The organism is Stratiformator vulcanicus, from assembly GCF_007744515.1.
In the GTDB taxonomy this organism is placed as follows: domain Bacteria; phylum Planctomycetota; class Planctomycetia; order Planctomycetales; family Planctomycetaceae; genus Stratiformator; species Stratiformator vulcanicus.
Window position 1 is genome coordinate 4,793,778 of sequence record NZ_CP036268.1, and the last position, 14,130, is coordinate 4,807,907.

Genomic DNA, 14,130 nt, shown 5'->3' on the forward strand with positions numbered 1-14,130 from the left:
GCTGCATGAATTGAGGGTGGCGGAGTGCGTGTCGCCCCCGCGTCTGGGCCGTCGCCTGCTTATTGCACAGACAACTCCCGCGACAGCTTCTTCGGGGAGTGCTGGAAATGATGCAAGAACCGATCGGGCTCTACACTGCGGGGGCGACACGCCCCCGGCACCCGCGCGAAGTTTCATTCTCGCACTTCGTGTGCGGCTTGTGGGGCTGACTTAATCCGCGACGGCCATGCGGACCCATGGATTGCGTAGGGCAGCCAGCTTCATCAATTCCTTTTCAGCCGACCCGACCTGTCCCTCGGTGGCGTGATGAGTCATCACGACGAGCGGCACCACGAACGGTGAGTCGATCTCGCCCTCCTCGACCTCAGGGGCCTCGTGCTGCATGACCGAAGCGAGACTAATCTTGTTGCGGCCCAGGATGTCGGCGATATCGGCCAGCACGTGCGGCCGATCTTCGACATGGAAGCGGAAATAGTACCTCATGCGGACATCGGACGGAGGCACCAACTCGCGCGGCTCGCCTTCGCCGAACAAATCGAGCGTGCGGAATGTCTCGGCGGCTCGCCCGGTCGCGGCGTCGATGATGTCGGCCATTACGGCCGAGGCCGTGGGCATCATCCCGGCACCGGGTCCGGCGAACCACACTTTCCCAACGGCGTCGGCCTCAACGACGATCATATTTTGCGGTCCGTCGACGGCCGAGAGGGGGCGTCCGTACTTTACGAGCGTCGGCTGCACATGCATCTCGAGGCGATCGTCGATCAGCTTCGCGATGGCCAGCAGCTTCACCGCGTAGCCGAGTTCATCCGCGTATTGCAGGTCGGCAAGGTCGAGCCGGTCGATCCCCTGCCGGGTGAAATCGGCGGGGCGAATGCGTGTGCCACCGGCGAGCAGCATCAGCAGCGACAGCTTTTGGGCCGCGTCGGTCCCATCGACGTCCATCGCCGGATCGGCCTCCGCGTAGCCCAACGCCTGTGCTTCAGAAACCGCTTCCTCGTACGAAATGTCGGCGTCGAGCATCCGCGTGAGGATAAAATTGCTCGTCCCGTTGAGGATCGCCTCGATCGACGTCACTTGATTACCGCTGAGAGCCTGTCCGATGCCGGAGACAATCGGCACTCCGCCGGCGACGGCGGCTTCGAACCCGATCGTGCAGCCGTGCTCGCGAGCGACGGGGAAGAGTTCATCCCCGTACTCGCACATCAACGCCTTGTTCGCGGTGACAACACTTTTGCCGGCTTTCAGAGCATTGAGCACGATCTCTCGCGCGGGCGAGATGCCGCCGATGAGTTCGACCACGACATCGACTTCCGGGTCGTTGATCGCCTTATCGACATCCGTGTGAACGACGCCGGCGGGGAGCTCGATTTCTCGCGGCTTGTCGGGATTCTTCACGACGGCATGTCGGATTTCGATCGGCCGCCCCGCACGACGAGAGGTTCGTTCCGCGTGCTCGGTCAGAATTTTGGCGACACCGGTTCCGACGGTGCCGAGGCCGATCAGGGCAAGCTGCAGCGGTTTCATGAAAGAATTCGTAAACCGAAAGAGTGAAGGAACGGGAGCGTTTGCGGTCTTTATTTGAGTGGGCCGGGCATCGTAACCCGGCTCCGAAGTAATGGACAGTTCGTACCCCGGTTCTCAACTCAGTTCGCAGCGCTGATTGCGACATCGGGTCGGCCCCCTATAATTCTGCGAACACCCACCGCGCTATGATTCGCCGCCAGCCCGTCGCCGCCGACCGCAGCCGTGGTCGCCATCGCCCGATGAAAAGCTCCAATCGACCGCATCGCCGTATTGCCGCGGTCTCATACCTGAACTCAAAGCCTTTGATTGCAGGGCTTTCGGCTGCGCTCGCCCCGGACAAGTTTTCGGTCGACGTGCCCAGTCGGCTCGCCGACGATCTCGTCCGGTCGAATCTCGACGTCGCCCTCGTCCCCACGGTCGAAGTGCTCAGGCATCCGGGGCATGAGATCATCTCCGATGCGTGCGTCTCTGCTCGTGGGCCGGTCCGCAGCGTGAAACTGTATTGCCGGGTTTCGCCGGGCGAAGTGAAATCCCTCGCGCTCGACGAAGGCTCCCGCACCAGTGCGACCCTCACCCGGCTGATTCTGCTCGAGAAGTACGGCGTTAGGCCGACCGCCGAACCGCTGCCTTTGTCGCATTCGACCGCAGACACCACTGCGGACGCGGTCTTACTGATCGGCGACCGGGCTATGTTTCCGCCCGAAGAACATTTCCATACCGTGTGGGACCTCGGCCAACACTGGTACGACTGGACGGGGCTGCCGTTCGTGTTCGCCGTGTGGGCGGCACGTTCGGGCGTCATGACCGAGGATATCGACCGCAAGCTCCGTGAGGCGCGAGACCGCGGGGTCGAGGCGATCGATGAGATCTCCGCCCGAGAGGCGCCGCTTTTGGGACTGAGCGTCGACTCGGCGATCGACTATCTCCGGCACAATCTGCACTTCACGCTCGGCGATGCCGAACGGGCCGGGCTGAAACTCTTCCGACAACTTTGCACCGACGCGGGACTGCTCCCCCAAGGAGAAGACATTGTCTTCCGACATCACGACCATTCTCGACAAAGCGATCGCCGGCGAGCGGCTCTCACCGGCTGACGGCCTCGCGCTGCTTCAATCGCACGACCTGACCGCGATCGGCGCGGCGGCGGACGCGGTCTGCAAGCAGAAGCACCCGGAGCCCTACCGCACCTACAACATCGACCGGAACATCAACTACTCGAACGTCTGCGCAGCGGTCTGCGACTTCTGCGCGTTCTACCGACCGGTCGGGCATGAGGATGCGTATGTGCTGTCCGATGAGGTGCTCTACAAGAAGATTCAGGAAACCCTCGACCTCGGCGGAGATCAGATTCTCCTCCAAGGCGGCCTGCATCCGAAATTGCCGCTGGAGTGGTACGAAGACCTGCTCCGCGGGATGAAGGAAAACTTCCCGACACTCAACGTCCACGGTTTCAGTCCGCCGGAACTGTGGCACTTCAGCAAGATGTCGAAGCTCCCGCTGCGGGAAGTCTTGCAGCGACTCAAAGATGCGGGCCTCGGCAGCGTGCCGGGCGGAGGAGGCGAGATTCTGGTCGATCGCGTTCGCAAGCAAATTACGCGCGGCAAGGTACTCAGCGACGGCTGGCTGGAAGTGAATCGCGTCTGGCACGAGATCGGCGGCCATAGCACTTGCACGATGATGTTCGGCCACGTCGAAACGCTTGAGGAGCGGATCGAGCACATGGGTCGCCTCCGTGACCTGCAGGATGAGACCGGCGGGTTCACCGCCTTCATCTGCTGGACGCATCAGCCGCCCGAGGATGCCCCGTGGTTCAATGCCGATGCCAAGAACGGCCGTAAAGGGGGCGTCGACATGTCGCAACTTCCTTCCGCTGGAGCGTTCGAGTACCTCAAGACGCAGGCGATCAGTCGGCTGTATCTCGACAACATCCCCAACATCCAGTCGTCCTGGGTCACGCAGGGAGACAAGATCGGGCAAGTCGCCCTGTACTTCGGGGCGAACGACATGGGCAGCCTGATGATCGAAGAGAACGTCGTCTCGCAGGCAGGCACGGTCTACCACCTCTCGGTCGAGAGCATCCGCCGCTGCATCGGTGAAGCGGGCTACGAACCCCGACAGCGGAACGTTTTTTATGATTTGATCGACGGCGACGGTCGTAGCGATTCGAAATTTTCAGCCACCGAACCGCAGCATCCCTCCGAACCGGCTTTGCCGGTGCTGTCCTGAATTCCTGAAGCCTCGCCCCGTATTCGGCGCTCGCGCGGCGTACGTTCTGACGTAGACTTCTCCACTTGCGATAAGGCCAGAGGCGAGTGGCTAGAGGCGAGAGATATTTTTAGGCGAGCCGTAAGCGTCAGCGATCGGAGTTCTCGCGACGTCATCACTAACGGGCGACTCCATGATCCGCGTTCAGGACTTGCGAAAGGATTTCGACGACCTGAAGCGTGGTCAGGTGACGGCGCTGGACGGGGTCAGTTTCGAAGTTCGCCCCGGCGAGGTTTATGGCTTGCTCGGCCCGAACGGTGCCGGCAAGACGACCTGCCTGCGAATCCTGAGCACTGTGCTGCAATCGACGGGCGGTTTCGCCGAAGTCGCCGGGCATGACGTGAGTCGTTTCCCGGCAAAAGTCCGGGCGAGCATCGGCTTCATGTCGAACAACACCGGCATCTACGATCGCATGACCGCCCGCGAACTCGTTGAGCATTACGGCCGACTCTACGGCCTCGGCGAAGACCGCCTAAAAGAACGGATCGACGAGGTCTTCGAGACCCTTCAGATGCACGAGATCGCCGATATGCTGGGGTCGAAAATGTCGACCGGCAATCGGCAGAAAGTCTCGATCGCCCGCACGATCATTCACGACCCGCCGGTGCTGATCTTCGACGAACCGACGAGCGGACTCGATGTGCTGGTGGCCCGGGCAGTACTCGACGCCGTCCGGAAACTGCGTGACAGCGGCAAGTGCATCATCTATTCCACGCACATCATGCGGGAAGTCGAAAAGCTCTGCGACCGCATCGCGATCATCCACCGCGGACGAATCCTCGCGGCGGGCTCCGTCGATGAATTGGAGCGCGAGCATGACGAACCGGACATGGAAGAGCTGTTCTTCGATCTGATTTCCGAGTACGAAAAATCACGAAGCGAAACATCGCCCGTTTAGCCGCGACCGACAGGGAGCGCTCCTTGTCAGTCGCGGCTAAACGGGGAACCGCATTCATATATCCCCGAAACGCAGTCGCCGATGAATTGGAATAACGTTCGCCTCATTCTGCTGCGTGAGATTCGCGATCAACTGCGCGATCGGCGGACGATCTTCATGGTCGTCGTGCTGCCGCTGATTTTGTACCCGGCCCTCGGGATCGGGATGGTGCAAATGATGGTGCTGTTCACCGAACAGCCGCGGACCGTCGTTGTGCTGGGGGCGGAAAACCTGCCCGACCCGCCACTGATCGAAGGCGATCAGTTTCGTCCCGAATGGTTCGAGCTGCCCGGCGATGCCGACCGCTTGCGCGTTGTGACGGCGAGCACGATGGCCGACGCCGAGGCGGGTGCGCAAAAACAACAGGCGGAACTACTGGCATCCGCCGAATCGGTTCGCGATGCGCACACAAAAGTCGCCGCCTTGCAGGACGACCTTACGGCCGCGCTGCAGGCCGAAGACGAAGCGAAGATCACACAACTAAAATCTCGACTGGATGCCGCACGCGAGCAGCGCCGCAAACAATTCGGCGAGGGCTTGGCCGAGGTCGTCATCCTTGTGCCCGAAGGTTTCGCGGAGAGCGTCGCGCGGGCGAATACGCGAATCAGTGAGCGAGATCGCGAGGGGGGTGACGTTGCAATCAGCCGGCCCGTCGTGTTGCACAACAAAGCCAAAGAGAAGTCGTTGCTCGCTTACACGTGGGTGAAAGAGGCGCTCGGCCAATGGGAAAGCGCTTTACTCAACAAACGGCTCGAACTGGCGCAGCTCCCGCAGTCACTGCCGAATCCCGTCAATCCGGAATCGGTCGATCTCGCAATCGCGAAAGATCGAGCCGCCTCGGTTTGGAGTAAGTTGTTCCCGGCCCTGCTGATTCTGATGACCGTGACCGGCGCCTTCTATCCGGCGATCGATCTCGGCGCGGGAGAGAAGGAGCGAGGGACGATGGAAACGCTTCTGATCTGTCCGGCGTCTCGGGCAGAGATCGTGCTCGGCAAATTCTTTACGGTGCTCGCTTTCTCGATCGGGACGGCCGTACTCAATCTCGCGAGCATGGGTTTTACTGGGAACCACATGGCCTCGATGGCCGGGGGGGCCGCATCGGCGAGCAAACTGGGGGCACTCGCGGCCCCGCCATTAGCCTCGTTGATTTGGGTCGCCGTATTGATGGTGCCGATCGCGGCGCTGTTCAGTTCGCTGTGCCTGTCGTTGGCAACCTTCGCCAAGAGCAGCAAGGAGGGCCAGTACTACCTCACGCCTTTGCTCGTCGTGACGATCGGACTGACGGTCTTTTGCCTTTCGCCGGCGGTCGAACTCACGCCGCTCTACAGTATCTTACCGGTCATCGGGCCGGCGCTGCTGCTCAAGGAGTTGCTATCGGCCGGTGGGGCGGGCGATCAATTGTGGTATGCGCCGGCGGTGCTCGCCACCAGTATCGGCTACGGGCTGCTCGCCCTGTGGTGGGCGATCGATCAATTCAATCGCGAAGAAGTCCTCTTCCGCGAGGCGGAGCGGTTCGACCTGAGTCTGTGGCTGCGGCACTTGATGCGAGACAAAGAAGACACGCCCAGCTTCGCCGAGGCGGGTGTCTGTTTCGTCCTCATTCTCCTGCTGCAATTCATCGCGCTGCCATTTTTGCGCGGGGCTCTGCCGCCGCCGGAGAGCGAGGCATTTGGAGTCGCCATGGTGCGGCTGCTACTCGTCCAGCAGATCGCCATCATCGCGACACCCGCCCTGCTCATGGGCGTGATGCTGACTCGGAGTTTCCGTCAAACTTTCAGCCTCTACTGGCCGAGTTGGAAGTACCTCGCCGGTGCGGTCCTGCTGTCGATCTTCGCTCACCCACTGGCGACCACCCTGCTGCAACAGCTCGATTGGTTCTTCCCGACATTACCGCCTTCGGTCATGCGGCAATTCGCTGCGATGTCGGACGCGAATGTGCCTTTCTGGCTCGCGATCCTCGGCTTCGCCGTCGCCCCAGCTCTTTGCGAGGAGATCACGTTCCGCGGCTTCATGCTGAGCGGCTTTCGGAACCGCGGTCGGGTCTGGCTCGCGATCACGCTCTCGGCACTCACGTTCGGCCTGATCCACATGATCCCGCAGCAAGTATTTAACGCCTCGCTGCTGGGACTGCTGCTGGGTTGGATCGCGATCCGCTCGAAATCTCTGCTGCCGGGCATCCTGTTCCACTTCATTTGGAACGGCACCGAGGTGATGCTGATGCGGGTCGACGAAAAGTATTTTCAAGACACATCGCTCAAATGGCTGGCGTCCGCAGGGGAGCAGGGACTCGTCTTCCATTGGCCCATACTACTGGTCTGCGGACTAGTCACGGTCGGCACAATCCGCTGGCTGATGCACGATGCAAGCCCGTCGGAAGACTCGAATCGACTCGATGAGGACCCTTCGCTCCCGGTCTCGAGCGACTTGCCTCAGCAACCAGTCAGTGTCGGCTGAGAGTCAACCAGATGGCTCAATCAATCGACTCGTTTCTCCATCGCGATCTCCGCGCGACAGCCGTCTCGGCTCGCTGCGTGTTCGTTGACGATTGGGAGCCGATCGACGGCGGCGTCATCGAGATCGATAGAGAGGGTCGGATCGCTGATCGACACGATCGGACCCACGAAGCCGAGTATGACCTCGGCTCGGTCGCGCTCCTCCCCGGCTTGGTGAATGCCCACACGCACCTGGAGTTCAGCGACATCCGCGAACCGATCGCGCCCGGCCCTCCCTTCCCCGATTGGATTCGGCGACTCGTTCAGTGGCGACGTGAACACGGTTGGGCGAAGGGAGACGCTCTGCACGCCGGTTGGAATGAGTCGGCCTGCTGCGGCACGACGCTGCTTGGCGAAATCTCGACCGGCGGTGATGTCACCCCGCACGACCCGATGGGAGCCGTCATCTTCCGCGAGGTGATCGGTTTCTTGCCCGAGCAGAAAGACGCGGCCCTTCAGGCTGCTCGGCAATTCCTCGACGATGAAATCGCGGAACCGGGGGCTACTACCATCAGCCGCAAAGGCCTCAGCCCGCACGCGCCATACAGCGTGCATCCGGAATTATTTAACGCCCTCGTCGACCTCGCTGCCGAGCATGCTGCACCGGTCGCGGTGCATCTGGCCGAAACGCGGGAAGAATTGCAATTTCTTCGTGATGCCGACGGCCCGCTCGCAGATCTTCTCCGCCACTTCGGGGTGTTCCGCGATGATGCCTTCAATGGAGGCTTGCGTCCCCTTGCGTATCTGGAAAAACTAGCAAAGCTGGAGAAGGTGCTGGTCGTCCACGGAAATTACCTTGGGCCGGAGGAGATCGACTTCCTCGCGACCCGTCCGCAGTTCTCGGTCGTCTACTGCCCCCGGACGCATCGCTTCTTTGAACACGAATCGCATCCGTGGCGCGAGTTACTCGAACGCGGCATCAATGTCGCACTCGGGACCGATGGTCGCGGATCGAACCCCGATCTTTCGATTTGGAATGAAATGCTGCTCTTGAGATCACGACATCCGGAGCTTGAAGCGGCGACCCTCGCGGACCTCGTCACAAGGGGTGGCGCCGTTGCGCTCGGCTGCGATGACCAACAGGGCCGACTGTCCGTGGGGAAACGGGCGTGCTGGACGGAAGTCGCACTCGATGATGCGTGCGATGCTAAGGTCACTCTCGATTCGGTGATCTCGGCGGGTCGACGCGTGACGGGTTCCGCGGTGGATGGCTTTCGGATCGCCTCGCTGTTCGGAGGCGTCGATGGCTGACGATGCACTCCGGCTCGACGCCCCCCTGCCCCCCGGATTTCAAGAGTGCCCCGATGGCGAATTCATCGCGGCGCTGCAATTTGCCGAGGACGCCGCACCCGCGTTTCGCAAAGCGCAGCAATCACGCGATCTCGAAATGTTCTGGCGGGTCGTCGCGGGCGACTTGGCGATGCGGCGCGGCGCCGCGAAACAAAAGGGCCGGCCGAAACTCGACGGTGATGACCGGCGACGGCTTTTGACGTGCGGACTGCCCGCCGACGAGCGGAAAGCGATTGCCGGTCTTGTGCAAATCATCGATCGTCCGAAAACCAGTCTTAAGAAGTCGACGTCGGCGTACGAAGAATTGTGTCTGAGACTGCCCGATGCCGCAGCCACGATCATCGCACTCGACGTTCTGATCGACGACGGCGCGTCACTCGATCCCGCCTTGCTCAGCAAAATCTATCGCGACGGTGTTATCCAATCGGCCGCCGTCGAAGCGTGGGAGCCCGAGACAATCGCCGATGAATTCGCGCTTGCTGAAATCGAATTTAAGGCCGGCCATGTCCTCGGTGCGATTGCCGGGGCTGATACCGTGCATCGCCGGGGTCGCGATCGATTGCGAGAATTACTCGACGAACATACCGACACCGACGGCACACCTCACGGCCGCATTCTGCCGGAACTCGAATTGATCTTCGCCTCTCTCGTCCGCTCGATCGAGTTCGCCGCGCGAGTCGACACGCGCCTCAGAAATCGACGGATGGTCGAACGATTTGCCGATCTCGTCTCGGTCGTCGCGAGACTAATCGACCGCGACGGTACCCTCGGGAGCTTTGTGTCTGGAGATCGCCTTCGTGGAGTTCTGGCCACCGCGCGGACATTAAGCGGCTTGAAGAAAGGCTCGTTGCCGGGCCGACTGATCAACGAAATCGGCTCCGCAAAGAAGAAAGCGAACGCGAAGCTCAGCGGTCATGATGACGTGAGCGTGCAATCGGATTGGGCTCGCATCGCGCTATTGAGAGCAAGTTGGAAACTGCGGTCCGATACGCTGCTGATTGAACATGCCGGTGCCGAGCCTTTCTTCGAATTAAGACCGGAAAATTCGGCCATCATCTCCGGTTCCATTCCGATCTCCGCGACCGTCGATGGCAAGACAATCGAACCGGACGACGAATGGGAATGCGTTTGCACTCATTCCGACGACGATGGCGACTACGTGGAACTGTTTCTGGAAACCGGCGGCGTAAAGTTCGGTCGGCAGTTCTATCTGTCACGGGCGGAGACGTGTGCGGTTCTGGTCGACTCGGCTTGTGCCAAGCCGGCGAATGAAGTGCGCGTCGATACCCGACTTCCGCTGGTTGCCGGCGCGGCGGTCGAAGCGGCGCGGCCGATTCGAGAACTTCGGCTTGCGAAAGGGAAGCAGCGGATGCGGCTCATCCCCGCCGGACTGCCTGATCGCCGGGAAATCAGTACGGCCGGTCATTTCCGGGAGCACGAAGGCACGTTGGAATTAAGTGCCGCCAACTACGGCGTCGCGTTCAGTCCGCTCGTCATCGACTGGAGCCCCGAACGACGCCGGAAGCCGGTCGACTGGCGATTACTGACGACCGCTGAGGAAGGTCGAGAACTCGCCCCGCATGAAGCGACCGCCTGCCGTGTGCGGATCGGCGACTTTCAACTCGTCGTCTATCGGCGGTTCGATGAGTCGAAAGAAATGCGGACGGTCCTCGGAATGCACCACAACAACGAGACGGTCATTGGGCAGTTCATGAACGACGGCGAGATCAATCCATTGCTGCTCGTGGAATGATGGCCTTACAAGCCGCGCACGAAGTAAGCGGATCGATTGAGGGAAGCATTTCCCAGAGTCTAATCCGCTTACTTCGTGCGCGGCTTGTTTAGTGAGATGATCCGCTCGCTGCTCGCACGGCTTGTTGAGCGGGAGCGCGCCGCCGGATGTTGCGACCGGTTAGGTCGTCTCGTAACTTATCTTCATCACTTTCGAGCCCCAGCGCCCTGCCCGCCGTGTTCCGCCTCCACGTTTCCCGCACCGAAGCGATCGTCGCTGCCGTAACCACGGTCGCGATCTTGCTGCATTTGGTGGGCGTGCGCATCGACAATTACGTGGCCATCGGCGGCCTGTTCCCGTGTGCCAATCACCGTTGCGGCTGCGATTCGGCTGAGAAGTGCCTGACGAATTGCTGCTGCTTCTCGCCGAAAGAGCAGGCCGCATGGGCCCAGTCGCGCGGCATCCCGGTCCCGACGGTTGTCGAAAAGGCCATTGCGAACGATCCCGATTCGTTGTGCAAGCCGCCCGATCTTTCGTTGGCCAGCCGCAAGGCCGCGACGGAATCGGATGAAGAACCGCGGCCCCCGTGCTTCAACGTCCCGCCGTGTCACGGGCCCGGTTCGACCTACGTGGTCAACTTCTGGCCGTGGCTGGGACCGTCACCCCTGAAAATTTTCGGGGAGCAACGGCCGTCCGAGCTGATCACCGAACGACAGCTCGATCCACCCGCAACGTGCTTTCCCCCTCCGACGCGTCCCGGCTAGCGACTCCCATTCGGTAAGAGTTCTCGCTACCGGTCCGCGCCGTCGATCTCCTTCGACAGGCTGCGGTTTCCCCTATTCTTCGGAGGAATGAATGACTGTCTGTTTTCGTGCTGCGCTGCGCCACAAGCGCCGCGGCTTCACGCTGATCGAACTGCTCGTCGTGATCGCGATCATCGCGATCCTGATCGCCCTGCTCCTACCCGCGGTGCAACAGGCACGCGAGGCGGCGCGGCGGAGTCAATGTAAGAACAATTTGAAGCAACTGGGCTTGGCCCTGCACAACCATCACGCGACGTTCGGGCATCTGCCATCGCATCGCGATATTAAAGAGGCCCCAGTACCGCCTGCCGAGCAAAGCTTTTATCGCTGGTCGATGCACGCCATGCTCACTCCGTTTCTCGATCAGTCGATCATCTACAATCAGGTCGATCTTAAATCGCCGTTGATCGTACTTGCCCCGTTTCCGACCTATAACCCCGCCCTCTCAAACGTCGTCGCGACAAAGGTGTCGGTCTTCCTTTGTCCCAGCGACCCAGTCGTGCAAATCGACCCGAACTTCGGACCGACGAATTACGTTGCGTCCAACGGCAGCGGAAACATCGGCGGCCGATTTGAGCGGCACACGGCTGATGACGAAGCGACCGACATGTGGGGCTTTGTCGACAACGAAGACCCCGATGGCGCGTTCTACATCGACTCGCAGACCAAGTTTCGCGACTTAACCGACGGCACCTCGAACACCGTCTTAATGAGCGAAACTTTGAAAGGGGGTGGCGGCGCGGCCCCGGCGACACTCGCTGACGCCAAATTGCAGCCGGCCGGTCTTCGTTATCGCAATTATGTCTGGACCACCGACGGCTCCGAGGACAAATCGGTCGACGACGCGTGGTGTCTGGACGACTCAAAAACGGTTGAACGAACGCGCGGTGAGAAGTGGGTCGACGGAGCCGTGTCACAAAACGGCTACCATCACGCCCGCACGCCCAACAGCAAGGTCAATGACTGTGCGTCCCGCTTCGCTGCGATCATGTCAGCCCGCAGCCTGCACACCAGTGGCGTCAACGCTCTGTTGGGCGACGGAGCAGTCCGATTCTTCAGTGACAACGTCGACCTGACGACCTGGCAACGCCTCGGCTCGATCTCCGACGGACAGCCAATCGGGCAATTCTGATTTCGGTCTGGGGAGAAGAGGGTGGAGCGGGTTGTATTGTCCGCTTCGCCCTCGCTTCCTTTCGGTCGCGGCTAAACATCCTTGCGCCCGCCGAACACCCGGTTGCTCTCGACTTCTCTGATTCGTTGTTAAACTACTCCTGCGCTGTCTGACATCGCTGCGCCCACCCCACTATCCTCTCACTGTTTGAGTGTCTGATGAATCTCGCCCTCGTGATCCTTTCGCTCGCCGCGCTCGGCGAGGTGGCCTGGCCCGAATTTCTCGGCCCGTCGTCAGAGCAGGTCGATCCCGCATCGATCCCTGTTGCGTGGTCGCCGGATGAAAATCTCGCATGGTCGGCCGACCTTCCGGGTTATGGCCAGTCGAGTCCGGTCGTCTGGGGCGAAATTGTTTATGTCACGACGATCGAGGGGCCGAACAAGGAGACGAATCATCTGACCGCGCTGAATCTATCGGACGGCGGAGAGTTGTGGCGACACTCTTCGGAGTCATCGATGCCGGTAAAGAACTCGTATTATGTCAGCCGGGCTGCTCCGACGCCGGTTGTTGACGCCGGCGGAGTGTATGCGTTTTGGGAAAGCGGCGACCTTGTTGCTCTCGATCACGACGGCGAGCAACGGTGGAAGATGTCCCTCACCGAAACGTACGGGCCGATCAAAAATCGCTTCGGATTGGGCGGCTCGCTGATTCAGACCGATGCAGCGGTGATCGTGCTCGTGGACGACACCGAGGGCGGCTACATCGCTGCTTTTTCCAAGGCGACCGGCGAAGTCTCATGGAAGACCGACCGCACGAAGCGGATGAGTTGGGCTTCGCCCGCCCTGATTGAGGTTGATGGCACCGCGATGGTGGTCGTAAGTTCGGAAGGCTCGATCGACGGTTACGACCCCGCAAGCGGAGAGCAGCTTTGGACGTTGGATGGACTCAGCGGCAACACTGCCGCCAAGCCGTATGTCTTCGGGGACGGCAAGCTTCTGATCGGGGCATCCGCCGGGCGTGGCGGAAGAGATGCCGGTGCGCGTGACTCCAATTTGGCACTCTCGATTACCAAGGCCGGGGACGAATGGGAGCCGGAGATTCTCTGGCGAGCCGACGGAGCGTTGACGACGTTCGCCACCCCGACCGCCCATGCGGGCTACGCTTATTGGGTCAATCGCGTCGGCGCGCTTTATTGCATCAATGTCGAGACGGGTGAACTCGCCTACCGGGAGCGGATCGCGAACAGTTGCTGGGCCACGCCGATCGGCTTGGGCGACCACGTCTACATCTTCGGGAAAGACGGCGTTACCACGGTGCTTCGAGCCGGGCCGGAATTCGAAGTGCTTGCTGAAAACCGCGTCTATGAAGCGGAATCAGGCGGCGAAGACACGTCCCGCTTCGCCAAGCCGATTCAATACGCGGCCGCAGTCGTTGATGACTCGCTGCTCATCCGAACCGGCCGGACGCTCTATTGCGTAAGGAAATAAATCGGCATTCGGCGGCGATCGAAACTAATCGTTCTGCCCGGGCATCAACGGAAGCAGTTCGATCTTTTGCTCGCAAAAGCGGCATGCGACGACCTGCCCCACGTATTTGAAGTTGATCCGCAGCGTCTTCTCGCAATGGGGACAATGCACATATCCCACCCGGAATTCACTCGGCGGCTTCCGGAGGTCAACCTTCGCTCCGCATAGCTTGCACGCGATCTTCGTTCCGACATATCGCCCGTTGACCCTTAATTCGCGATGGCAGCTTTCGCACTCGTGATAAATGCCGCGGGCCGCCACCTCGGCGTGCTCTTTGATTTCTTTTAGCGGGACGAACGCCGGAATCTCGACCGTATCACAATCGAGATCGGTGTTGAGCATCGCGCGGCAATTGCGGCAGCGGACCATGCGTGCCGGCATGTCTTCGCCGCATTCAGGGCAGGCTCCCCCGGGCCAAGCGGGCATGACAGGTTCCTCAATACGACCAAA

Annotated in this window: 11 protein-coding genes; 9 read left to right on the forward strand and 2 right to left on the reverse strand. The window is 60.9% G+C overall.

Annotation, left to right across the window (positions count from 1 at the left end):
- Nucleotides 1–210: 210 nt before the first annotated feature.
- Nucleotides 211–1,524 (reverse strand): homoserine dehydrogenase, encoded by a 1,314-nt coding sequence (locus tag Pan189_RS19125; protein WP_145365683.1) that lies wholly within the window; start codon nucleotides 1,522–1,524, stop codon nucleotides 211–213.
- A 239-nt stretch (nucleotides 1,525–1,763) separates the two neighbouring features.
- Here Pan189_RS19125 and Pan189_RS19130 point away from each other — a divergent pair, with 239 nt between their 5' ends.
- The 9 genes from Pan189_RS19130 to Pan189_RS19170 all read left to right on the forward strand — a co-directional run bounded on the left by Pan189_RS19130 (nucleotide 1,764) and on the right by Pan189_RS19170 (nucleotide 13,641).
- The gene (locus Pan189_RS19130) at nucleotides 1,764–2,618 is read left to right on the forward strand and encodes a menaquinone biosynthetic enzyme MqnA/MqnD family protein (protein ID WP_145365684.1); all 855 of its coding nucleotides are present in this window, start codon (nucleotides 1,764–1,766) and stop codon (nucleotides 2,616–2,618) included.
- Complete coding sequence (gene mqnC, locus Pan189_RS19135; RefSeq protein WP_145365685.1) at nucleotides 2,554–3,750, forward strand: cyclic dehypoxanthinyl futalosine synthase; 1,197 nt, start codon at nucleotides 2,554–2,556, stop codon at nucleotides 3,748–3,750. The genes Pan189_RS19130 and mqnC overlap by 65 nt, the downstream gene beginning before the upstream one ends.
- 172 nt (nucleotides 3,751–3,922) lie before the next feature.
- The gene (locus Pan189_RS19140; RefSeq protein ID WP_145365686.1) at nucleotides 3,923–4,687 is read left to right on the forward strand and encodes an ATP-binding cassette domain-containing protein; all 765 of its coding nucleotides are present in this window, start codon (nucleotides 3,923–3,925) and stop codon (nucleotides 4,685–4,687) included.
- An 81-nt stretch (nucleotides 4,688–4,768) separates the two neighbouring features.
- Nucleotides 4,769–7,180, forward strand: coding sequence for an ABC transporter permease subunit/CPBP intramembrane protease (locus Pan189_RS19145; RefSeq protein ID WP_145365687.1), 2,412 nt, complete (start codon nucleotides 4,769–4,771; stop codon nucleotides 7,178–7,180).
- An 11-nt stretch (nucleotides 7,181–7,191) separates the two neighbouring features.
- Nucleotides 7,192–8,469, forward strand: coding sequence for an amidohydrolase family protein (locus Pan189_RS19150; protein ID WP_145365688.1), 1,278 nt, complete (start codon nucleotides 7,192–7,194; stop codon nucleotides 8,467–8,469).
- Nucleotides 8,462–10,261, forward strand: a complete 1,800-nt coding sequence (locus Pan189_RS19155) for a hypothetical protein (RefSeq protein WP_145365689.1) — start codon at nucleotides 8,462–8,464, stop codon at nucleotides 10,259–10,261. Before Pan189_RS19150 ends, Pan189_RS19155 begins: the two co-directional genes overlap by 8 nt.
- A 215-nt stretch (nucleotides 10,262–10,476) precedes the next feature.
- Complete coding sequence (locus Pan189_RS19160) at nucleotides 10,477–11,004, forward strand: hypothetical protein (RefSeq protein WP_145365690.1); 528 nt, start codon at nucleotides 10,477–10,479, stop codon at nucleotides 11,002–11,004.
- Between the two features lie 91 nt (nucleotides 11,005–11,095).
- Nucleotides 11,096–12,175, forward strand: coding sequence for a DUF1559 domain-containing protein (locus Pan189_RS19165; RefSeq protein ID WP_145366255.1), 1,080 nt, complete (start codon nucleotides 11,096–11,098; stop codon nucleotides 12,173–12,175).
- Between the two features lie 197 nt (nucleotides 12,176–12,372).
- Complete coding sequence (locus Pan189_RS19170) at nucleotides 12,373–13,641, forward strand: outer membrane protein assembly factor BamB family protein (protein ID WP_145365691.1); 1,269 nt, start codon at nucleotides 12,373–12,375, stop codon at nucleotides 13,639–13,641.
- Between the two features lie 24 nt (nucleotides 13,642–13,665).
- Here the strand turns inward: Pan189_RS19170 and Pan189_RS19175 are convergent, their stop codons facing one another.
- Nucleotides 13,666–14,106, reverse strand: coding sequence for a hypothetical protein (locus tag Pan189_RS19175; RefSeq protein WP_145365692.1), 441 nt, complete (start codon nucleotides 14,104–14,106; stop codon nucleotides 13,666–13,668).
- Nucleotides 14,107–14,130: the final 24 nt, after the last annotated feature.